Here is a 21879-nt window from a genome sequence, read left to right on the forward strand (position 1 = left end):
AAGTTAAATAACATTCATGGTCTGTTCCTTGATTTTTTCGAGCTCATCTTTCATCTGCACCACAAACCGCTGAATCACGGCATCATTGGCTTTCGAACCGATGGTGTTGATCTCGCGGCCGATTTCCTGCGAAATGAAATTCAGCTTTTTACCGTTGGCGTCTGTTGACTCCAGTACTTCAAGGAAGTAAACCAGGTGATTGCGTAAGCGGACTTTCTCTTCCGAGATGTCGAACTTCTCGATATAGTAAACCAGTTCCTGCTCGAAACGGTTTTGATCAAATTCTTCGTTGCCCAGCAGTTCGGTTACGGCAGCCCGCATCCGTTCCCGCACGGCCGGGATCCGCAGGACATCCTGCTGCTCAATGTCGACCAGCCGGTTGCTGATGGTCTGAATGTATTCGCGCAGGGCAATCTCCAGGGTGGCGCCTTCCTGCTGCCGGAATTCATTGCAGCGCTGCAGGGCCAGTGTGAGCGACTCCTGAATCACCTGCCAGTCGCTGGCGTTCGCTTCCGGATCGGTCGTGGCTTCGGTAACGTAGGCATTTGGCTGTTGCAGGGCCATTTTCAGCACATCGGTGTCATTCACACTCATCAGCATCAGATTGGCCGTTTCCTTGATGTCGGCAACGTAGGCAGACACCAGCGGCCGGTTAATCGTCAGGCCCGGGCGCACATCAACGGTACGGGCAATGTTCAGATTCAGCTCTACCTTACCGCGCTCGAGCTGCTGGGTTACCCGGTTGCGGATCTCAATTTCCTTATCAGAAAAGCTTTTCGGTATCCGGCAGAAAATGTCGAGAAACTTCGAGTTCAGGGTTTTGATCTCGATGGTAACCGTCAGCCCGTTGGCTTCGACAGTGGCGCTGCCAAAGCCCGTCATTGATTTTAACATACGTAGTTTCGATTTACGATTTACAACGTGCGGGGTTCAGCCGCGAATCGTAAATCTATTTTTCAATGGTTTGTTTCTGGAGTTTATTGGCCTCAAGCTCCTGATACTCTTTCCGTTTACGGGCCACATCGCAGGCCAGATAAATCGCCTGGACCATCGACGTTTCGTCGGCAATACCTTTACCGGCAATGTCGTAGGCAGTGCCATGATCGGGCGATGTACGGATAAACGGCAGACCGGCTGTAAAATTCACGCCTTCGTCGAAAGCAATGGTTTTAAACGGAATCAGCCCCTGGTCGTGGTACATAGCCAGCACGGCGTCGAATTTCTTGTAAGAACGGGTGCCAAAGAACCCGTCGGCAGCAAACGGGCCGTATACCAGCTGCCCTTTCTGGCGCAGGTCATTGATCAGCGGCCTGATAATCTCATTTTCTTCGTTGCCCAGCAACCCTTCTTCGCCGGCGTGCGGGTTGAGGCCGAGCACCGCAATTTTGGGTTTGGCAATGCCGAAATCAAGCTTGAGTGACTGCATCATCAGGCTGAGTTTCTGCTGGATTTTCTCCCGCGTAACGGCCTGCTTAACCTCGCCCAGCGGGATATGCCCCGTCACGACGCCAACGCGCAGGTAATCGCTCACGAGGAACATCAGGCTGTCTGCCGCACCGGCTGCTTCGGCGAGGTATTCGGTATGGCCCGGAAACTTAAAGTCGTCAGACTGAATATTGTATTTGTTAATCGGCGCCGTAATCAGCGCGTCAAGCTTACCGGCTTTCAGGTCTTCAACACCGCGCTGCAAACAGGCAAAGGCGGCCTGTCCGGCTTCCGGTGTCACTTTACCCGGCTGAATCTCCTGCGGAGGCTGGCCCGGCTGTGTGCCCGCCTGATCGCTCCAGCAGGTGATGACGTTAGTCAGTTTGTGGCTGGCCTGCCCGATGTGCTGGATGCCGTTCAGGTTCCAGTCTTTCAGATTCAGCACGTTGCGGTACCGGTTCAGTACCCGCATGGAGCCATAAATAACCGGTGTACACAGCCGCTGCATCCGGTTGTGCTGTAAGGCTTTCAGGATAACTTCCGGGCCGATGCCGTTGTAATCGCCGAGGGAAATGCCGATAACCAGCCGCTCCTGATTGGCAGGCTGGTCTTTTGCCAGTACACTGGCCTGACGCTGCGACTCCACGTTTGGCATGTCGCGCAGCGATTGCAGCCCTTCTTCACGCTCCTGGTGCCGGTCTTCCCGTGGCTGGCGATCGTTGGCAGGCTGACGGTCTTCCCGTGGCTGACGTTGCTGGCGTTCTTCGCGTGGTTGCCGGTCATCGGCAGGCTGGCGTTCTTCGCGGGCCTGTTTTTGCTGTTGGCGATCCTGCGGCAGGCGATCCTGCGGCAAGCGCTCCTGCTGAACCGGTTTTTCGGTCCGCTCTTCAGCCACTACCCGTTCTTCGCGGGGCTGCTTTTGCTGCTGACGTTCCTGCGGCAGGCGTTCGTCGGCAGGCTGACGGTCTTCCCGTGGCTGACGTTGCTGACGGTCTTCCCGCGCCTGACCGTCCTTATTGCCATGCTGACGCTGGTCGTTGTGGTTACGGTGCCGGTCGTGCCGGTTATTGTGACCGCCTTCGCGCTGGCCGTTCTCACGCTGACCGCCTTCACGCTGGTTATGCTCGCGGTTGCCGCCCTCACGGTTGCTGTTTTCACGGTTGCCGTTCTCGCGCTGCCCATGCTGCCGCTGTCCTTCATTGCGTGGATTGCCTTCCCGCGAATGCCGTTGCTCATCGCCACGGGGATTGCCCTGACGGGGTGTTTCGTTCCGTTGTCCGGCATCAGCAGGCCGTTCTCCCCGGTTATCTTTATTGTTTTGACGCTGTTCCATACATAAATTCAGAAGCAATACAGGACTGCAAGCTCAGTCGGGAATAAATAAAGTATCGGCTTTGCCTGACCTCAATACGCCTTGCGGGAATTATTCATTCCGGTGTACCGTTCCAATAAAGTATACATCATTCATAAAATCCATTGCAAGTTACGAAAAGCGAACGGATGTCCCAGAGTAAGCGTACCATTCTCATTGCTGATGACATGCACCCTTCTGTTTTTGCCATGCTCGATGGCGCGGGGTTTGCGTATGATTATCAACCTCAAATCACTCGTGCTGAGCTACTGAATGCCCTTGCGGCTTATGACGGACTATTTATCCGGAGTAAAACCCGTATTGATGAAGAGGTGCTCGAAAAGGCGCCGGCGCTGCAATTCATCGGGCGTGCGGGGGCTGGGCTGGACTTAATTGATTTAGCGGCAACCGGAAAACGGAATATTCTGGTATTTCATGCCGGTGAGGGAAACCGCGATGCCGTTGGGGAGCAGGTAGTCGGAATGCTGCTGTGTCTGCTGGCAAATATTCTGAAAGCAGATCAGGAGGTGCGTCAGGGCATCTGGGACCGCGAAGGTAACCGTGGCTATGAACTGGGTAGTATGACTGTCGGCCTGATCGGATACGGCAACAACGGCCAGGCAACGGCCCGCCGTCTGAGCGGGTTTGGCTGTAAGGTACTGGCTTATGACAAATACCGGACTGACTACAGCGACGCTTGGGCACAGGAAGCAACTATGGAGCAGATTATGGCCGAAGCCGATGTATTGAGCCTGCATATTCCGCTGACTGCCGAAACGAAGAATCTCATAAACGACGAATTCATAGGCCGCTTTGCCAAACCGTTTTACCTGATCAATGCCTCGCGCGGCGAGGTAGCGTCCTTATCGGCCATTGTTCAGGGGCTCGAAAGCGGGAAACTGCGCGGAGCCTGTCTGGATGTGCTGGAAAATGAAAAACTGAGCAAACTGACGCCTGAGCAGCAAACCGCCTTTGATTACCTGCGCCAATCGCCGAAAACCATTCTGACGCCGCATATCGCCGGCTGGACCCACGAAAGCTACGTCCGGATTAATGAGGTGCTGGTGCGGCAGTTGGTAGCAGTCAAAGACGAAAGAGTGAAAGAGTGAAAGAGTGGTCCGCCGTGCGGTGAAAGTGCGATTGCCGTCGTTGCTAACCTGTATACGTTCTTCTCATGGTCAAATACTTGCTTTTGTTGCTTATGCCTGCATGGATGCAAGCACAGTCATTGCCGGCTAAACTAACGGCTTACCTGAACACGCTGCCTTCGTCGGTGACGGTTGGACTGGCGGTGGAGTCGCTGGCTGATCAAACGTCATTTTACCATAACGCCGACGACCGCAGCCCTTCGGCAAGCATTATCAAGCTACCGGTGATGGTGGAGGCCATGGAACAGGTGAAAGCCGGAACTTTTGTCATGACAGAAAAGCATCTGCTGACGGAAGCAGAGAAGGCCGGTGGCTCAGGCGTTTTGCAAACCTACGCGGCCGGCAGCCCTGTAACTAATCTGGAGCTGGTAACGCTGATGATGACGCACAGCGATAACACGGCAACTAATATCCTCATTCATACACTGGGCCGTGATGCCATCAACCGACGGATCAAGGCTATGGGTCTGCGACAGACACAGCTGAACCGGATCATGATGGACACCGCAGCTGTCCGGCGGGGCATCGAAAACTACGTAACTGCCCGCGAGATGAATACGTTGCTGACGGCAGTTTACCGGCAGCAGGTAGCTACACCGGCTTTGTGCGGGCAGATGCTCGACATTCTGAAACAGAACACCGATACGTTGACGATTCCGCGCCTGATTCCTGAAAACGGTTCGGCAGGCCCTGTGGCCATCGCGCACAAAACCGGAACACTGGCTTATGTGCGGGGAGATGCCGGTATTGTGTATGCCCGCCGCCCGTTTGTGATGTCGGTGCTGGTGCGGGGAACAACCACGGAAAAAGCGGAGCAGATCATCGGCGAACTGGCCCTGCACTGCTTTACGCATTTCGACCGGCCATAAAAAATTCCGGAAGCAGGCTGCTTCCGGAATCGGATCAACTCAGTTATTGCGTGGATGTAATCAGGCTTTTTTGAAGGCAATCGTGATGGTATAGGTACTGGTTTTACCCGATCCGTCTTCCATTTGCTCCTGGTATGACCAGTTCATGGTATTGCCGCTAAAGGTTGCCTTATAAATTGTTTTGGCGCCGTCGCTGTCGGTCAGGGTTATCTGATCGCCGTTGAGTGCCCACCGGCCGCTGGTATCCAGACCTGTTGCTTCTTCCGGATCGAGGTCTCTGCACGACGTAGGGTTGTCGGCTGATATGGTGCCGTCGCCTTTGAATTTAACAGTCAGGTCAGTTAAGCAGGTGCTGCCGGAAAGCTCAACCAGCAACGGCAGCATATCTGATATCGTTCCGAACGGCTCACCCAGATTGATGGCCGGATTTACCTTCATGGCTGTCATGTGCCAGTTGCCTTCGACCGGTGAGCTGCCGGGGTTAATTTCCGGCGCAGACTGCTTACAGCCAACGGCAAAAACGGTCATAACCAATGCCATCAGGACAAGAGAACGCAGACGATTGAATGAGAATAATGTGTTCATAGCTGTTATTTTTTGTTGTTTGACAGCTCAAAATTGGCCGATGGGCGGCGGGATTCCAGCCTGAACGTGTCTCATCTGCGGATTTAGGCTTATAAAATGGTGTTTTCAGAGCCTGAACCGCAAGAGGTATTAATTCGGGAATCAGAAGATAAATAGCTGTTTTGTACAACATCAATCGGAGTTCATATCAGCTTACTTTTATCCGGTTTACTGTATTTTCATTAATTTTAATTCAGCTTTAGTCATTGAGCCATATTGAGTTCGCTAAAATCTTCTGAACTTTACGGGCTTTCTAACACATGAATAACAAGTTTCGAATCAACAAATGCTGGTAACTACTACATCTAACATTGAAGGTAAACGCATCACAAAATACATTGGACTGGTTAATGGTGAGGCCATTATCGGGTCTAATGTGGTTAAGGATTTTTTCTCCAACATCCGCGATGTGGTGAGCAGTCGCTCAGGCGCTTATGAACAGGGGCTGCGGGAAGCCAAAAGCATTGCGATCAAGGAAATGATCGACCAGGCGCACCGGCTGGGTGGCAATGCCATCATTGGCGTTGACCTCGATTACGAAACAATTGGTAGTGGTGCCATGCTGATGGTGTCGGCCAACGGTACGGCGGTTGTTGTGGAGTAAAAACCGCCCATCCGCCGAAAGACGGGCTCTATCCGAAACGGGTTGCCCCGAACCAGCTGAATCACGTAAGTTTATTCATTCATTGCGCCGGTGGTCTGCCGGCTGCTCATCTCCCTTGGAATGAAATTTCTTCGTCAGACACTGGAAAGTTTCCGCTTTGCCTGGCAGGCACTGCGTTCAAACCTGCTCCGTACGACGCTCTCGCTGCTGGGCGTAACCGTCGGGATTTTCTCAATCATTGCCGTTTTTACCATTGTCGACTCGCTGGAAAAAAACATTAAGGACAGCTTGTCGGGCATTGGTGACCGGGTTGTCTATGTTCAGAAATGGCCGTGGATTTTCGGGGGTGAATACCAGTGGTGGAAATACTTCCAGCGGCCCGAACCGTCTATGGCCGAATTTAAGTTTCTGTCAGAACGGATGGAAACCGCCGAAGCTGTCGTGGCGATGGACTTTAAAGGCAACGTCACGATCGAACAGGGCAGCAATAGCATGAAAGGGCTGGTCCAGGGCGTTTCGATTGATTACAATAAAATCTCAGACGTGCCCGTGGAAGACGGCCGGTATTTCTCCCAGCAGGAAATGGACGCTTCACGCAACATTGTCATCATTGGGGCGGAAGTAGCTGAGAAAGTGTTTGGCGTGGTGTCGCCGGTCGGTAAAACCATGAAAATCGGCGGTTCCAAATTCACTGTAATCGGCGTTCAGGAAAAGAAAGGGGCCAGTCTGGTGAGCTTCGGCGGTAATCCGGATACGAAATGCCTGATCCCGATCGGGGCCTTTTCCCGCATGTACCACGCTATCAACCCGAGCATTGATATTGCCATCAAGGCCTATCCCGAAGATGAGGGGCTACAGAATCTGGAAGGCGAAATCCGAGGGCTGATGCGGGCACGCCGGAGCCTGAAACCGGCGCAGGACGATAATTTTGCAATAAACCGGCTTGATGCTGCCGCTCAGGCCATCAGCAGTCTGTTTGCCGTGCTGACCCTGGCAGGCTGGGTTATCGGCAGCTTTTCCATTCTGGTCGGCGGATTCGGCATTGCCAATATCATGTTTGTATCGGTTAAGGAACGGACCAATATTATCGGCATTCAGAAATCGCTGGGGGCTAAAAATTACGTCATCCTGTTTCAGTTTCTGTTCGAAGCCATTATGCTTAGCCTGGTCGGGGGAGGAGTTGGCGTACTGCTGGTCTATCTGCTGTCGTTTATATCTCTGGGCAGCCTTGACATTATTCTGTCGGTCGCCAACATTATTCTGGGGTTAGGGGTTTCCAGTATTATCGGGGTTGTTTCGGGGATACTACCGGCTATTTCGGCCGCCCGGATGGATCCGGTGATTGCGATCCGTTCAAAATAAAGCTTCTGAACGGTACCGGAAAACCTTGTAGGATATCCTATTGTTTTTGTTCATTTGTGGACGTAACAAGCAAACTAACCATCTTGTCAATCATGAGAGTCATTTTGTATATACTTATTTTTCTGCTCGTCGTAACCGGTATCATGTATATCCTGACGGGCTGGAGCTACAGCGACGGCGAACGGGCCGGTACGCTGTCGAAATTCAGCCGCCGTGGCTATATTTTTAAAACGTACGAAGGCGTACTGAATGTAGGCGGATTTTCGGGCGAAACCGGCTCGCTGACACCTCAGTTTTTTGATTTTTCGGTAAAGGATGACGACGTGGCCAAAAAGATTACCGAAGCCGTAAAAACGGGTCAGCGTGTAACCTTGCATTATGAAGAAAGAATCCTTCGTCTGCCCTGGAATGGCGACACAAAATACTACATAACTGACGTAGAATTTATTGGGCCTGTCTATCCTCAGGGGTATGGTTTTCCGGGGCAGCAACCCTATGGTCAACAAGCTCCGGCACAGCCGCAGGCTGTTCCTGATTCTGCTTTGTAATTAACTGTAAATCAGTGAATAGCTAAATATGTTTCGTTGAGCGAAAAGGCCTGGTAAATACCGTTTACCAGGCCTTTTTCTTTTCAGGAAAAGGTTTGGTAAACTGGCCGGATTGTTGTAAATTTATAGAGTAAAACAAACTGTAAAACATGGCAAAAACTGACACGGCACAAGCCCCTGCAAGTGAAGCAGAAAAGAAGCTGAAAGCCCTGCAAACCACCATTGAGAAGCTGGATAAGACCTTTGGTAAAGGTACCGTTATGCGCTTAAGTGATACGAAGGTGATGGATGTTCCGGTGATTTCGACCGGTTCGTTGGGCCTTGATCTGGCGCTGGGTATTGGTGGTGTTCCCCGTGGCCGGATTGTTGAAATATACGGTCCTGAATCGTCGGGTAAAACAACCCTGACCATGCATGCCATCGCTGAAGCACAGAAGGCAGGTGGTTTGGCCGCATTTATTGATGCGGAACACGCTTTTGACCGGATTTATGCCGAAAAGTTAGGGATCGATACGAAGAACCTGCTGATTGCCCAGCCGGACAATGGTGAACAGGCGCTTGAAATCGCCGAACACCTGATCAGCTCGGGCGCTATTGATATTCTGGTTATTGACTCCGTTGCTGCTCTTGTACCGAAAGCCGAAATCGAAGGCGAGATGGGCGAGAGTAAAATGGGTCTCCAGGCTCGTCTGATGTCGCAGGCGCTACGGAAAATGACAGGTATCATTAACAAAACCCAGTGCTGCTGTATCTTCATTAACCAGCTGCGCGAAAAAATCGGGGTAATGTTTGGTAACCCGGAAACAACAACGGGTGGTAATGCCCTTAAGTTCTACGCATCTGTTCGTCTGGACATCCGCCGTACCGGCCAGATTAAGGAAGGTGCCGATCAGGTACTTGGTAACCGGACGAAAGTTAAAGTGGTGAAAAACAAACTGGCCGCACCGTTTAAAGTGGTTGAGTTTGACATTATGTACGGACAGGGTATTTCTAAAGTCGGTGAAATTCTTGACCTGGCGGTTGAGATGGAAATCGTTAAGAAATCCGGTTCGTGGTTCTCATACGACGGGAACCGTCTGGCTCAGGGCCGCGATGCCGTTAAAGAACTGTTGCTTGATAATCCGGAGTTGATGGCCGAACTGGAAAATAAAATCCGGACTAAAATCAAAGATGATCAGGATGCATTGCTTGATCCGGAAAATGATCTGAAAGAAGAAGACGACGTATTATTGGAAGATTAATAAATTTCGGATAGTATATTGTCCTCTGCTTGTCAGGATTAACAACGATTTAATTTATATGAAAGCGGTATTGAGAACTCTCAATACCGCTTTTCTGTTAAGTTCTTATGACTTATGCGCCATACTTTATGAGAAGCCATTACGAAATTAGCGTAGATTCTCTGCCATCTATGGCAATTTTGCAAAAATATCATTCGCCGTTTTAGCTTTTTGGCTAATTTCGCCCCGTTAGTTTGATACACGTCACTAAGTATATTCTTAGTATTGTGATTTTTATTATTTGAATACTCTACCCGATATAGCTCTATGGCAAACATTGCTGAATTATCTGTCGATGGCAAAACCTATCAGTTCCCAACCCTGGTTGGAAGTGAAAACGAACCAGCAATCGATATTTCGAACCTCCGTGATCAAACAGGTTATGTTACCTTAGATAAAGGTTACAAAAACACCGGTGCTACAAAGAGTGCTATCACCTTTCTGGATGGTGAAGAAGGCATTTTGCGTTATCGGGGGTACTCAATTGAAGAATTAGCAGCAAAGGCGACTTTTCTGGAAGTAGCTTATTTGCTGATCTATGGAGAATTGCCAACGCAGGAGCAATATTCGAAATTTGAAAACGCGATCCGCCGGCACACCATCGTCAACGAAGACATGCGGAAAATCTTTGAAGGCTTTCCGGTGAATGCACACCCGATGGGCGTTCTGTCGTCGCTGGTAAGTGCCATGAGCGCGTTTTATCCGGATTCGTATGACGGTAAAGGTGAAGATAAAACAGAATTGCACATTCTGCGTCTGCTGGCTAAACTACCGACGATTGCCACGTGGTCGTACAAAAAATCACAGGGTCACCCGGTAAATTATCCGAAAAATAACCTCGACTACTGCTCAAACTTCCTGCACATGATGTTTGCATTGCCGGTTGAGGAATACAAGATTGATCCGGTGGTAGCAGAAGCACTGAACGTGTTGCTGATTCTGCACGCTGATCACGAGCAAAACTGCTCGACTTCAACTGTTCGTCTGGTTGGCTCATCGCAGGCAAACCTGTACTCGTCGATCTCGGCCGGTATCAGTGCGCTGTGGGGTCCGCTGCACGGTGGTGCCAATCAGGAAGTAATCGAAATGCTGGAGGCAATCAAAGCAGATGGCGGCGATGTAGCGAAATATGTTGACATGGCTAAAAATGCCAAAACAACCGGCTTCCGGTTGTTCGGTTTCGGTCACCGTGTGTACAAAAATTTCGACCCGCGCGCGAAAATCATTAAGAAAGCCGCTGATGATGTGTTGAGCAAGCTGGGCGTGAATGACCCTGTTCTCGACATTGCGAAACAACTGGAAGAACTGGCGCTGAACGATCCGTATTTCGTGCAGCGTAAACTGTATCCGAACGTTGATTTCTACTCAGGTATCATTTACCGTGCGCTGGGTATTCCGACGAACATGTTTACCGTCATGTTTGCGATTGGCCGTCTGCCGGGCTGGATCGCACAGTGGAAAGAAATGCGTGAAACGAAAGAACCAATCGGCCGGCCGCGTCAGATTTACGTTGGTGCAACCCTGCGTGATTTTGTGCCGATGGCTGATCGTAAATAAGATTTCCGGTCATTTTGATGAGGCCCGCACCAAAGAGGTGCCGGGCCTCTTTTTTTGCCTTAACTTTGGGAGAAAATGAATAATGAGCAATGTAAAATGAAGAATAGTACAGCGCAGCTGATCATTATCCAATAATCATTTTACAGTATACAGTTAAAAAGAATGGGTGAACACGAAGAACTGATTAACTACTTTAAACAGGCTGACTTGCCGGAAACCTCACTGGTTATTAACCATTACGAAACAGCTACTAATGTTAAGCTGTTTGTCGAGGGGTGCCTGAACCGGATACAATCAGCCAATACAAGTATCCGGAAAGACGCCGTGCGTAGTCTGACGGAATTACGGGCTAAACTTCAGGAACAATAAACCGATACGTATATGTGGCAGGAAGAAGACAATAAACTAACCCGCACCTTCAGCTTTACCGACTTCAGCGAGGCGTTTGCCTTTATGACACGGGTAGCACTGATTGCAGAAAAAGCGGATCATCATCCGTTCTGGACAAATGTGTATAATAAAGTAACGATTGAACTGACAACCCACGATGCGGGTAATACAGTGACAGAAAAAGACCGTCAGTTTGCCCGTGCGGTTGACCGTTTGACAGGAGCATAAAAAAATTCCTGCCCTCAACCTGGAGCAGGAATTAAAAACCACTGTTTAGAAAATGCGTTAAACCGGCCCTGAGCCGTTTTTTATGCTTTATTCGGCATGAACAGGTTCTGCCAAACGGGGAATGTCATTATATCTGGCAATGAGCCGAAGCTGACCTGGAATCGTTTTTGGTGCGATCAGATTATTTACGGTCAGAAACATCCAGGACTCTTCAGTCATTTCTTGATGCAATTTAGGCCAAAACTCCCGGCTAAACACATCTAAGCGGGTAAAAGATGCGTTTCTATAGACATAATAGTCAAAATTCCGGTAATCGTTCGCTAGCCAGCCTGTAAGGAGGTATCTGGCGAAAGTACGAAACGGTTGGGGCGACAAATGTCCGGGTGGCCGGCGGTACACGGATAAGGTTCCATCGAGAATAGCTTCCATGAAAAGCGGCCGGCTCATCACTGGGTTTACCGGAAAGCTCATGGCCACAAACCGGCGTATCCGTGCTTCTTCCTGATCAAAATAACTGAATTCCTGAATCTGCCTGATTGAGCCTGCCCACTGCGGCTGATCTACTCCCTTGAATCTGACTACTTCAGTACGCCAGTCGTAATGAATACCACCCTTCAGCACTGTACCATCCTGTAAAATAACTTTGCCTGGTTTCCAGTATTTTGTCTGAAACCGTTCAGCTTGTACGCGGGTCGGCACAACGTTAAGCATGGAGACCAGGGCTATGAAAAGTACAACTATTCGCGTCACTGTAATAAGCGCTAAAAAATCGTATTGAATAATTATGGCAACATTACATTAAATAATTGTCTTAAACCGATATTGTTCAAAGAAAAGGGCAGTATTTTATTGAATAGTTCATAATTTGATAGTGACCCAGTCAAAGCTGTCAGGTTTTTAATTGCAGGAAAGCCGAATCTTTAGGAAGTTTGGTGCGCTGAAGCAATAAGGGGCATAGGTAACGGCTTAGTGACGATTGTGCCGCTTTCAGTGCAAACCAGAAAAAGTATAAAATCAGCCAATACCTTGAAGCTATACCTTGTTCCGACACCGATCGGAAATTTAGAAGACATAACCCTGCGTGCAATAAATGTATTGAAGGCTGTGGATGCAATCCTGGCAGAAGACACGCGGACATCCGGCATATTACTGAAACATCTTGGTATCAGTAAGCCGCTGCATAGCTACCATATTTTCAACGAGCATCAGACGGTACAACGGGTCATTGCTCAGTTGAAGAGCGGCAAACAACTGGCACTGGTATCCGATGCGGGAACGCCGGGAATTTCTGATCCTGGGTTTCTGCTGGTACGCGAGTGCCTTAAAAACGGCATTCAGGTTGAGTGTCTGCCCGGGCCGACGGCGTTTGTCCCTGCTCTGGTAAATTCCGGCTTCCCGACCGACCGCTTTACGTTCGAAGGTTTTCTGCCGCATAAAAAAGGCCGTCAAACACGGTTACAGGAGCTGGCGGCTGAGGAGCGCACGATGATCTTTTATGAGTCGCCGCATCGCCTGCTGAAAACGCTGCAACAGTTTCTGGAGGTTTTCGGCGCTGAGCGGCAAGGAAGTGTATCGCGTGAATTAACAAAAGTTTACGAAGAAACCGTGCGGGGCACGTTGCCGGAAATAATTGCGTATTTTGCCGAAAAAACGGTAAAAGGTGAAATTGTTATTTGTATTCAGGGGGCCGAAAAACCGGCGCGACGATCAGGAAACAAGTACCAGCAGGCAGATGAGGACGACGACGATGAATAAGCGTAGCTGGATTAGTATACTGGGTATTATGTTACTGGCGATGACGCTGCGGGCACAGCCGCTTTCGCCGTCAGCACAGGCCAGCATTATCACGGTGGCCCCTGGCGAAGCCCTGTATTCCAGCTTCGGGCATATTATCCTGCGGATTTATGATCCGATGACCGGGCTGGACCGTCCCTACAACTACGGTACCTTTGACTTCCGCACTGACAATTTCTACGTCAAATTCCTGCGCGGTACATTGCCTTATACGCTGAGCGTGGGTGATTTATACCGTGAGATGGCATACTGGCAATACGAAAACCGGAGCGCCCGCGAACAGGTCCTGAACCTGTCACCCGCCCAGAAACAGCGCCTGTTTGACGCGCTGGAAACGAACTACCGCCCCGAAAACCGGGAATATCAGTATAAATTCTATTACGACAACTGCGCAACCCGTCCGGTTGAGATGCTGGTGAAAGCCTGTGGCGACAGCCTGCGGTTTAACAACGCCGTGGATACGACCCGCTCGTTCCGGCAGTGGATGAACGATTATTTAGGCCGTCAGCCATGGGCGCAGCTGGGTATGAACCTGGCCCTGGGCTATCCGTCGGATGAAACGGCCAATGCCTGGCAGGTGATGTATCTGCCCAATAACGTGTTCGCGCAGCTGGCCAAAGCAACCATCCGGATGCCGAACGGACAGGTGATGCCGCTTGTGCAGCGGGAGCAGGTCTTGTTCCAGGCCGCGCAGACATTACCGCAGGAGCTGCCGTTTTTGCTGGATCCGAACGTAGTATTTGCCATTCTGGGCCTGTTACTGGCAGCCGTAACGATCCGGCAATACAAAGCCGGTAAGGTGAGCCGCCGGATTGACCGGGTACTGTTTTCATTCATCGGACTCTGCGGCTGGGTGTTGCTGCTGCTTTGGGTAGCGACAAACCACGGCGTTACAGCCTGGAACCCGACAATCCTGTACCTGATGCCATTTCACTTACCCTTGATTTTCTGGGTAACTAAGCCACAGAACCTGCGGTTTGCCAATGCGTATTTCGGTATCACGGCTATATTGATTATTATCGGGCTGTTGCTGGCAAAAGTGCCTGGCGGCGCCCATGTACTGCTGGGCCTCACCTTACTGATCCGTTGCTTTGTAAACATGCGGCTAAGCCGGAACCGTTCGCTGATGCCAACGTCCGGTTCCGCTGATGATTTGATGTCAACCACGTAAGCTAACGCATCTTTCCCATGACAAACGACCTTCGCCTGCTGACCCGTGAGATGAGTCAGATTGCCCGTGAAGCCGGTGCCTTTATTGCGCAGGAAGCCCGTTCATTCAGCCGGGAGGCTATCGAATACAAAGACTTTAATAACCTCGTTTCGTATGTCGATAAGGAAGCCGAGAAGCTACTGGTTGACCGCCTGCACCGGTTACTGCCCGAAGCCGGTTTTATTACCGAAGAAGGGACTACGGGGCAGGAGGCAGATCAGTCAGGGCTGAACTGGATTATCGACCCGCTGGACGGAACGGCTAATTTCATTCATAAAGTGCCGGTTTATTCGGTGAGCGTTGGTCTGGCGCAGGGTAGTACACCGCTGGCCGGCGTTGTATTCGATATTAACCGCGACGAGTCGTTTACGGCCTGGCAGGGCGGCGGTGCATGGTGCAGCACAAGCGGCGGCACAGACGAAAAAATTCAGGTTTCGCCGGCGCGGTCGTTGCAGGAGAGCATGATTGCGACCGGTTTTCCGTACCGTTTTTTTGATCAGATACAGAAATACCTCAATATTCTTCAGTTATTGATGCAAAACACGCACGGTATGCGGCGAATGGGGTCGGCGGCTATCGATTTAGCGTCGGTTGCCTGCGGTCGTTTTGAGGCGTTTTATGAGTTTAATCTGAATTCGTGGGATATGGCAGCCGGGGTGCTGCTTGTTCAGGAAGCCGGCGGGATTGTAACCGACTTTGAAGGCGGGAACGAGTATCTCTTCCGGGGCGATATCATTGCCGGGTGCGGCATGCAACCCCAATTGCTGAAGGTCATTGACGAACACTGGCGTAATTAATCAACGTACTAAATACAACAACGATGGACCTGCGTTATCCGATTGGTAATTTTGAATACGGAAAATCGTATTCATTCGACGATAGTAAGGCGGCCATTGCTGCCATCGCTGTACTGCCGTTTAATCTGACCGAGCTGGTTGGTAAATGGGGAGACGACCGCCTTGATACGCCATACCGCCCGGATGGCTGGACGGTGCGGCAACTGATCCATCACATTGCCGACAGCCACATGAATGCCTATGTGCGTACGAAGCTGGCACTGACAGAAGAAAACCCGACCATCAAAGGCTATGAAGAAGCGGAATGGGCAAAGCTACCCGATTCAACCTTAACGGTTGCCCCTTCGCTGGTCATTATCAGTAACCTACATCTGCGTTGGGTAACGGTTCTGGAAAGTTTGACCGAAAAAGATGTTGCCCGGACGTACTATCACCCCGGTTATCAGCGGAGCTTTGCCCTTAGTGAAGTAATGGCGCTGTATGCCTGGCACTCCGAACATCATTACCAGCATATTTATCAGCTGGCAAAGCGGGAACAGTGGATTTGAATTTGCTGTTACCCTGATACTATGGGACAGGAACTGCTTATTCTATTGTTGTTTTTGGGTGCTTTGGGTTATCTTGGACAACGGGTATACCGGTCGTTATCGCAGAAACAAGGCTGTGGCAAAGGGTGTGGTTGTGCTGTTAATCAGTCCGCAGTGCCGTCACATGATAATAAATAAAACCCCCTGAGAACATTTTGCCGGGAGACAGGTTCGTATAGCCATGAGTGCTGAACGAACCTTTTTTTTATGGGTCAATAGTATACTGATTACACTGCTGATTACCAGTTGTAACCGCGTGAATCCTGACCCCCCGGCTGCGGTTGGATTTGACCAGCCGATCCCTACTCCCAGATCGTATCTGGTAGGCCGGGTTACATTTGAATTAGCCGATCTGGAAAAGAAAATAAACGATAAACTTGGTGTAGTGCTGGTTGATGAAGACCAGCTGAAAGGCACCAAAAGTGAAAAGTTTCACCTTAAGGTTGAACGTATCGGACCGGTAAAATTGCGGTACGTGCGTCAGCAGGTCTTTTTCTCGGCGCCGTTGCGTATCTGGGTAGGTAATCCGCTGGCATTGCGTAAGAAAAATGCAGAGGCCAAACGGCCGCTTGGCGTGCTGTTTGTCCGCTTCAAAAGCCCCGTTGAGGTAAATACCGGCTGGCGGTTATCGACCAAATCCGAATTTGTGAGTTATAAGTGGATTAACCGGCCGCGGTTGCGGGTACTGGGCGTCTCGCTGAACGTAACGAATCTGGTAAATAAAGTGCTTGAAAAACAGCGGAGTACAATCGAAGAAGCGATCGATCAATCCATTCAGAACGAGGTCCGGCTGGAGCGGGAACTCGGAAACATCTGGCGGGATCTGCAAAAACCGATTTTACTTAACAAAAAGGTAGATACCATCTGGCTGGTACCAAAACCGGTCAGTGTAGCCGCTGCTCCCTTGTCAGGAACGACAAAAACGATTACGGTACCGCTTCGGATTGGGTTTGAAACGGACATTGCCATTGGACCGAAGCCGGTGTTTAAACCCGCTAAGAGGCTGCCGCGGCTGGAGCGGGTAACCGAGCTCCCGGCGGATACGGACCTGCATGTGCTGAGTCAGATAAAGTACGCCGATATTAATACTGTGCTGGAAAAGACGATGCTGAAACGTAAAATCAAACTGGCCGGCGGTGCCATTCAGGTAAAGAGTGCGAGTGTCTATGGCGGACAGCAATCACTCATCCTAAAAACCGAGGTGGACGGTGCCGTGAAAGGAACGCTTTATTTTCGCGGAAAACCCGTTTTCGATACCTTGACGAACACGCTACAGGTGAAACAGGTCGATTTTGATGTACGAACGCAGGAAACGTTGCTGGGCACTGCCGACTGGCTGTTGCACGATCATTTACGGGATACGCTGAGCCACGTTCTGCAGATACCACTTGATAATCAGATTGATCAGATACCAGGTAAAATTGAACAGGCCATTGATCGGGGTAAAACCGGTCAGAAAATAAACCTTGATCTGCGGGATTTTATTTTTATTCCCAAACAAATCGCGGTCCGCCCCGAAGGCATACAGGTGCTGATCGTCATCCGGTCAAAAGTGCGGATTACAGTCAAAAAACTCTGACCGGCAGCGGGGCTATTCAGGTTGTCCAGCGCCAGAGGTAACGAGAGGCCAGTGTGCGGTAAGGCCGCCAGGGTTCGGCCAGCTGCTGTAATTGCTTAATCAGTGCACGGCCTGTCAGACCGGCTGTTTCATCCGGAAAGGCCCGCATCATACGCTGGCGGATAACCAGATCATCGACCGGAAAAATGTCCGGGCGGTCCAGTACAAACATCAGCAGCATTTCCACCGTCCACCGGCCGACACCCTTAATCGGTAAGAGGTACTGTACGATTTCTTCGTCGGCCAGCGTATTGATATACGCGTGGTCGAGCCGGTTTTCCAGCGTAAATGCTGCTACACTCTGCAGGTACGAAATCTTCTGAAATGACAAACCTGCACTCCGCAGTTCTTCGGTTGTTTTGAGGAGCAGTGCGTCAGGACGCGGGTACTGATCCGGAAATAAAGCCTGGAAACGCCGGAAAATAGCATCAGCCGCCTTGACAGAAATCTGCTGCGAAACGATGCTTTCCAGCAGCGCCAGGTACAGATCACCGGCCCAGTCGACAGCCGGTTTCGGGTGTGGTGTTCCGGCAATAATGCGGGCCATTACAGGTTCTGACTGAAGGTGCTCCAGGGCGGGGGCGATTGCGGCATCCATTCTGCAAAGTAACATAACATCCTGCTATATTTGACACGGATTCTTGCTGATTTATGACAAAAAGACGACACCGTTATTCAGATAAAAATCTGGGTACTTCGCCTGGCACAGTAACGTATGTCGGGCAGGAAATTGAGCACGCTACACATATACGTCGGGTTGAATACAATGCGGAGACCTACCGGATTGATGAATCCGGCCGGTTGAGTGCCTGCCGCCTGCCGGCCGAAGATGCGCCGTTTGTGACCTGGGTTGATGTCGATGGTATTCACCAGTCACAGGTTATTGAAGCAATTGGTGACCAGTACAAACTACATCCGCTATTGTTAGAGGATGTGGTCAATACACACCAGAAGCCGAAGCTGGAACCCTATGATGATACAACGATTTTCGTTACGCTGAAAATGCTTCATTACGACGACAGCCTGGCGGAGATCGACAGTGAGCATGTCAGTCTGGTTCTGGGCAGGAACTTTGTGGTGTCTTTTCAGGAAGAGCGTACCAACGATATTTTTGATCCTGTTCTGAACCGGATAAAAGCCTCAGCCGGTAAAACGCGGCGCAATGGTGCTGACTACCTGTTTTACGCGCTGCTGGATGTCATTGTTGATCATTATTTTTCTGTTCTTGAGCGTGTTGGCGAGCGGCTGGATATTCTGGAAGACCACATTGTGCAGCAGCAGGCCGGCCAGCCAACATTAACAATGCTGTATGCCCTGAAACGTGAACTGAACTTCATGCGCCGTGTGGTCTGGCCGGTCCGTGAAATGATCGGGATGGTGATGCGGGAAGAATCCGTGCTTATTCAGTCAAACTTACAGCCTTATCTGCGCGATTTATACGACCATGTTTCGCAGGTGATCGAAACACTGGATTCATATCGGGAATTGATACCCGGGCTGATGGACCTGCACCTGTCAACGGTGAGTAACCGTATGAATTCAGTGATGAAAACCCTGACGATCTTCTCGGCGATTTTCATGCCACTGACCTTTATTGTGGGTGTTTACGGAATGAACTTTGAGCATATGCCGGAGTTGAGCTGGCATTATGGATACTATACGGTCTGGGCTATAATGGGCGTTGTTACGGTAGCGCTGGTGATTTATTTTAAAAAACGGGGATGGATGTAATGTCTTTAAAACAGCCACAACATGTTGCGGCTCTGCGTATGAATTGGATTACAGACTCCCGGCAGGTCATGGTGCCGGAACAGAGTATATTTTTTGCTATTCGTGGTGAACGACACGACGGACACCAGTTTATTGGTGAGTTATACGGGAAGGGTGTAAGAGCGTTTGTGGTAGATACAGCAGCCATGACGCCGGAGCGCCGGTCTGAATGGGCGGGTTATACCGACGCTACCTTTTATGAAGTGGCTAATAGCCTGCAAACGTTACAGCAGTGGGCAACGGTACACCGTATGCAGTTTCAGCTCCCTGTTATTGGGATTACCGGTAGCAACGGAAAAACAATTATCAAGGAATGGCTGACACAACTGCTAAGCCCTACGTTTGTTGTAGCGCGTAGTCCGAAAAGCTATAATTCTCAGGTAGGCGTGCCGTTGTCGGTCAGGCAACTGAATGAAACGCATACACTGGCAATATTTGAAGCCGGTATCTCAAAGCCACATGAAATGCAGTTGCTTGAGCCGATCATCCGGCCGGCGATCGGGATTTTTACCAACATAGGAACTGCCCATGATGAAGGTTTCCGGAGCTGTAAACAGAAGGTGGCCGAAAAGCTGCGGTTATTTACCCGCTCCGAAGTACTGATTTATCGTCAGGATTACCCGGAAATTGATGAGGAAGTAAACCTGTTACTAAAAGCAGTTAATCCCTCGATCCGGTTGGTTCGCTGGCACATGGGTGATGGCCCGGCTACCGAATTCTGTGCAACCGTAGAGCAGGACCAGCTTCAGTTACATCACCCGACGCATGGCGACTGGGCATTGCAGCTGCCATTTGCTGACCCCGCCTCGGTAGAAAACCTCATCCATTGTGTGGTGACGTTAATTAGCATAGGCATTACCGATCCTGCCGATCTGCAATCCCGTTTGCATCGTCTGCGGCCGGTATCGATGCGGCTTGAGCTGAAGGAGGGAATTAACCATTGTGTCGTCATCGACGATTCGTACAATAATGATGTAGCAGGCTTACAGCTGGCATTGAGTTTTTTGCAGCAGCAAGTTAACCGGGACCGGAAAGTGGTGATCTTGTCCGATGTATTGCAATCGGGCCAGAAAGAAGATGAACTGTATGCGCACATTGGCCGTCTGGTAAGCGAGCAAAACCTGAGCCGGTTTATTGGTATTGGCCCGGAACTGAGCCGGCATGCACAATATTTCCCGGCCGGGAGTCAGTTTTATGCATCAACCGAGGCGTTTTTAACGGGCGAACCGTTAAGCCGGTACCGCGACAGCGTCGTATTGGTAAAAGGGGCCCGGACATTCTCGTTTGAGCGCATTGTTCAGCGGCTGCAACGGAAATTTCATGGCACCGTACTGGAAATCAATCTGGATGCATTAACCCATAACCTGAATTACTATCGTCAGAAAGCAGGGCCGGAAACAAAAATTATGGCTATGGTCAAAGCGTTTGCCTATGGTAGCGGCAGTGCTGAGGTGGCTCAGTTACTGCAGTTCCAGCGGGTCGATTACCTGGCCGTTGCCTATGCTGATGAAGGAGTAACGCTGCGGCAGAACAGAATCGAACTGCCGGTGATGGTTATGAATCCATCGCCGGAGACGTTTGCCACATTGCTTGACTACCAGCTCGAACCGGAGATTTACAGTTTCCGGATCCTGCACGAATGGATTGATTTTCTGGAAGCCCGGCCGCACGCCTCGTCGTCGGTGCATATTAAAATTGATACGGGCATGCACCGGCTGGGCTTCCGGGCCGAAGAGCTTGGCGAAGCCGGTGCATTGGTAGCCCGGCAACCCCGGATGCGGGTGGCCAGCGTATTCAGCCATTTAGTAGGAGCAGACGAAGCGCAGTTTAACGCCTTTTCACGGGAGCAGTATGAGCAGTTTATTGCCGGTACGGATACATTGACCGCGTCGCTGGGGTATTGTCCGTTGCGGCATTTGCTGAATTCAGCCGGTATCGTCCGCTTTCCGGAGTTTAAGCTCGATATGGTTCGTTTAGGAATCGGATTGTATGGGGTAGAAGCCACACGGCAGGAACAAAGGATGCTGCGTACGGTAGGTACGCTGAAAACCGTGATCAGCCAGATCAAGACCGTTCCGGCAGGTGAAACGGTAGGCTACAGTCGCTCGGGTTTGCTGGATCATGAAGCACGGATCGGTACGCTGGCGATCGGTTATGCTGATGGGTTTGACCGTCGGCTGGGCAAAGGCGTTGGGCAGGTGTTGGTCAACGGGGTTCTTTGCCCGACAATTGGCAATGTCTGTATGGACATGACCATGGTTGATCTGACAGGAATTGACGCGGCCGAAGGGGATGAGGCAATCATCTTCGGTGAAGGGGCACCAATCAGCGATCTGGCACAAGCTATTGATACAATCCCATATGAAATCCTTACCGGAGTCAGTGAGCGGGTAAAGCGGGTTTTTTACAAAGAATGAAATCCTGTGGTGGGAACAGTAATGTATTGTTCCCACCACAGGATTTTTTATTGTGGATGTGTTAGTGTTTTGTTGAAAGTAATTTTTGCTGTAGTGCCTTTTCCCGGAGTGCTTTCATAATGAACGCAACCGTTGTTTAGCTTTGCCAGGCCCTTGATGATGGGTAACCCCATACCGGATCCTTTTTCACCGATGGTCCCCCAGCGTTGCGGGACGTTAGCCATAAACAGGGCTTTCTCATAAAAAAAGGCAAGAACCAGTATGTCCTATTTTTGTGGTGACGAAACTACAAAACGATGA

Annotated in this window: 23 protein-coding genes; 17 read left to right on the plus strand and 6 right to left on the minus strand. The window is 50.5% G+C overall.

Annotated features, from left to right (window positions below; all coding sequences use genetic code 11):
* Positions 1-3: 3 nt before the first annotated feature.
* Positions 4-894, minus strand: coding sequence for a YicC/YloC family endoribonuclease (locus tag AC23NW_RS21345; protein WP_487451883.1), 891 nt, complete (start codon positions 892-894; stop codon positions 4-6).
* A 55-nt stretch (positions 895-949) separates the two neighbouring features.
* On the minus strand, positions 950-2758 hold the full coding sequence (gene pdxA / locus AC23NW_RS21350; RefSeq protein ID WP_487451884.1) for a 4-hydroxythreonine-4-phosphate dehydrogenase PdxA: 1809 nt from the start codon (positions 2756-2758) through the stop codon (positions 950-952).
* A gap of 167 nt (positions 2759-2925) precedes the next feature.
* On the opposite strand from pdxA, the gene AC23NW_RS21355 reads away from it, so the two are divergent.
* On the plus strand, positions 2926-3885 hold the full coding sequence (locus AC23NW_RS21355) for a 2-hydroxyacid dehydrogenase (protein ID WP_487451915.1): 960 nt from the start codon (positions 2926-2928) through the stop codon (positions 3883-3885).
* Positions 3886-3989: 104 nt separating this feature from the next.
* Positions 3990-4793: a serine hydrolase gene (locus AC23NW_RS21360; RefSeq protein WP_487451885.1), complete on the plus strand. Its 804-nt coding sequence runs from the start codon at positions 3990-3992 to the stop codon at positions 4791-4793.
* 60 nt (positions 4794-4853) lie between these two features.
* Here the strand turns inward: AC23NW_RS21360 and AC23NW_RS21365 are convergent, their stop codons facing one another.
* Positions 4854-5378, minus strand: coding sequence for a lipocalin-like domain-containing protein (locus tag AC23NW_RS21365; protein ID WP_293833089.1), 525 nt, complete (start codon positions 5376-5378; stop codon positions 4854-4856).
* Between the two features lie 325 nt (positions 5379-5703).
* Between AC23NW_RS21365 and AC23NW_RS21370 the strand changes: the two genes are divergently transcribed.
* The 7 genes from AC23NW_RS21370 (at position 5704) to AC23NW_RS21400 (ending at position 11386) form a co-directional block, all read left to right on the plus strand.
* Positions 5704-6021: a heavy metal-binding domain-containing protein gene (locus AC23NW_RS21370; RefSeq protein ID WP_293833091.1), complete on the plus strand. Its 318-nt coding sequence runs from the start codon at positions 5704-5706 to the stop codon at positions 6019-6021.
* A gap of 120 nt (positions 6022-6141) precedes the next feature.
* A complete protein-coding gene (locus tag AC23NW_RS21375; RefSeq protein WP_487451887.1) occupies positions 6142-7383 on the plus strand; it encodes an ABC transporter permease in 1242 nt (413 codons plus the stop codon).
* A 92-nt stretch (positions 7384-7475) separates the two neighbouring features.
* Positions 7476-7931, plus strand: coding sequence for a hypothetical protein (locus tag AC23NW_RS21380; protein WP_487451888.1), 456 nt, complete (start codon positions 7476-7478; stop codon positions 7929-7931).
* Between the two features lie 149 nt (positions 7932-8080).
* Positions 8081-9172 (plus strand): recombinase RecA, encoded by a 1092-nt coding sequence (recA, locus tag AC23NW_RS21385; RefSeq protein ID WP_487451889.1) that lies wholly within the window; start codon positions 8081-8083, stop codon positions 9170-9172.
* A gap of 306 nt (positions 9173-9478) precedes the next feature.
* Positions 9479-10768: a citrate synthase gene (locus AC23NW_RS21390; RefSeq protein ID WP_293833098.1), complete on the plus strand. Its 1290-nt coding sequence runs from the start codon at positions 9479-9481 to the stop codon at positions 10766-10768.
* A 162-nt stretch (positions 10769-10930) separates the two neighbouring features.
* Positions 10931-11137: a DUF6965 family protein gene (locus tag AC23NW_RS21395; RefSeq protein WP_487451891.1), complete on the plus strand. Its 207-nt coding sequence runs from the start codon at positions 10931-10933 to the stop codon at positions 11135-11137.
* A 12-nt stretch (positions 11138-11149) separates the two neighbouring features.
* Positions 11150-11386 (plus strand): 4a-hydroxytetrahydrobiopterin dehydratase, encoded by a 237-nt coding sequence (locus AC23NW_RS21400; RefSeq protein ID WP_487451893.1) that lies wholly within the window; start codon positions 11150-11152, stop codon positions 11384-11386.
* 87 nt (positions 11387-11473) lie between these two features.
* Here the strand turns inward: AC23NW_RS21400 and AC23NW_RS21405 are convergent, their stop codons facing one another.
* Entirely contained in the window at positions 11474-12097 is a 624-nt protein-coding gene (locus AC23NW_RS21405; protein ID WP_487451895.1) for a hypothetical protein, read from the minus strand.
* Positions 12098-12412: 315 nt separating this feature from the next.
* Between AC23NW_RS21405 and rsmI the strand changes: the two genes are divergently transcribed.
* From rsmI to AC23NW_RS21435, 6 genes are read left to right on the plus strand one after another with little or no spacing between them, the layout of a single operon-like run.
* Entirely contained in the window at positions 12413-13141 is a 729-nt protein-coding gene (gene rsmI, locus AC23NW_RS21410; RefSeq protein WP_487451897.1) for a 16S rRNA (cytidine(1402)-2'-O)-methyltransferase, read from the plus strand.
* A complete protein-coding gene (locus AC23NW_RS21415) occupies positions 13134-14351 on the plus strand; it encodes an Lnb N-terminal periplasmic domain-containing protein (RefSeq protein ID WP_487451898.1) in 1218 nt (405 codons plus the stop codon). The genes rsmI and AC23NW_RS21415 overlap by 8 nt, the downstream gene beginning before the upstream one ends.
* Before the next feature lie 17 nt (positions 14352-14368).
* Positions 14369-15187, plus strand: coding sequence for an inositol monophosphatase family protein (locus tag AC23NW_RS21420; RefSeq protein ID WP_487451900.1), 819 nt, complete (start codon positions 14369-14371; stop codon positions 15185-15187).
* A gap of 23 nt (positions 15188-15210) precedes the next feature.
* Positions 15211-15735, plus strand: a complete 525-nt coding sequence (locus AC23NW_RS21425) for a YfiT family bacillithiol transferase (protein WP_487451901.1) — start codon at positions 15211-15213, stop codon at positions 15733-15735.
* Between the two features lie 21 nt (positions 15736-15756).
* A complete protein-coding gene (locus AC23NW_RS21430; protein WP_487451902.1) occupies positions 15757-15912 on the plus strand; it encodes a FeoB-associated Cys-rich membrane protein in 156 nt (51 codons plus the stop codon).
* Between the two features lie 43 nt (positions 15913-15955).
* Positions 15956-17353, plus strand: a complete 1398-nt coding sequence (locus AC23NW_RS21435) for a DUF4403 family protein (protein ID WP_487451903.1) — start codon at positions 15956-15958, stop codon at positions 17351-17353.
* A 16-nt stretch (positions 17354-17369) separates the two neighbouring features.
* Here the strand turns inward: AC23NW_RS21435 and AC23NW_RS21440 are convergent, their stop codons facing one another.
* Positions 17370-17990 (minus strand): DNA-3-methyladenine glycosylase family protein, encoded by a 621-nt coding sequence (locus AC23NW_RS21440; protein WP_487451904.1) that lies wholly within the window; start codon positions 17988-17990, stop codon positions 17370-17372.
* 53 nt (positions 17991-18043) lie between these two features.
* Between AC23NW_RS21440 and corA the strand changes: the two genes are divergently transcribed.
* Complete coding sequence (gene corA, locus AC23NW_RS21445) at positions 18044-19123, plus strand: magnesium/cobalt transporter CorA (protein WP_293833115.1); 1080 nt, start codon at positions 18044-18046, stop codon at positions 19121-19123.
* 38 nt (positions 19124-19161) lie between these two features.
* The gene (locus AC23NW_RS21450; protein ID WP_487451906.1) at positions 19162-21579 is read left to right on the plus strand and encodes a bifunctional UDP-N-acetylmuramoyl-tripeptide:D-alanyl-D-alanine ligase/alanine racemase; all 2418 of its coding nucleotides are present in this window, start codon (positions 19162-19164) and stop codon (positions 21577-21579) included.
* Between the two features lie 47 nt (positions 21580-21626).
* Here AC23NW_RS21450 and AC23NW_RS21455 read toward each other — a convergent pair whose 3' ends face one another.
* Entirely contained in the window at positions 21627-21803 is a 177-nt protein-coding gene (locus tag AC23NW_RS21455) for an ATP-binding protein (RefSeq protein WP_487451908.1), read from the minus strand.
* Positions 21804-21879: the final 76 nt, after the last annotated feature.

It is taken from the genome of Arsenicibacter sp. R0_47, assembly GCF_057652235.1.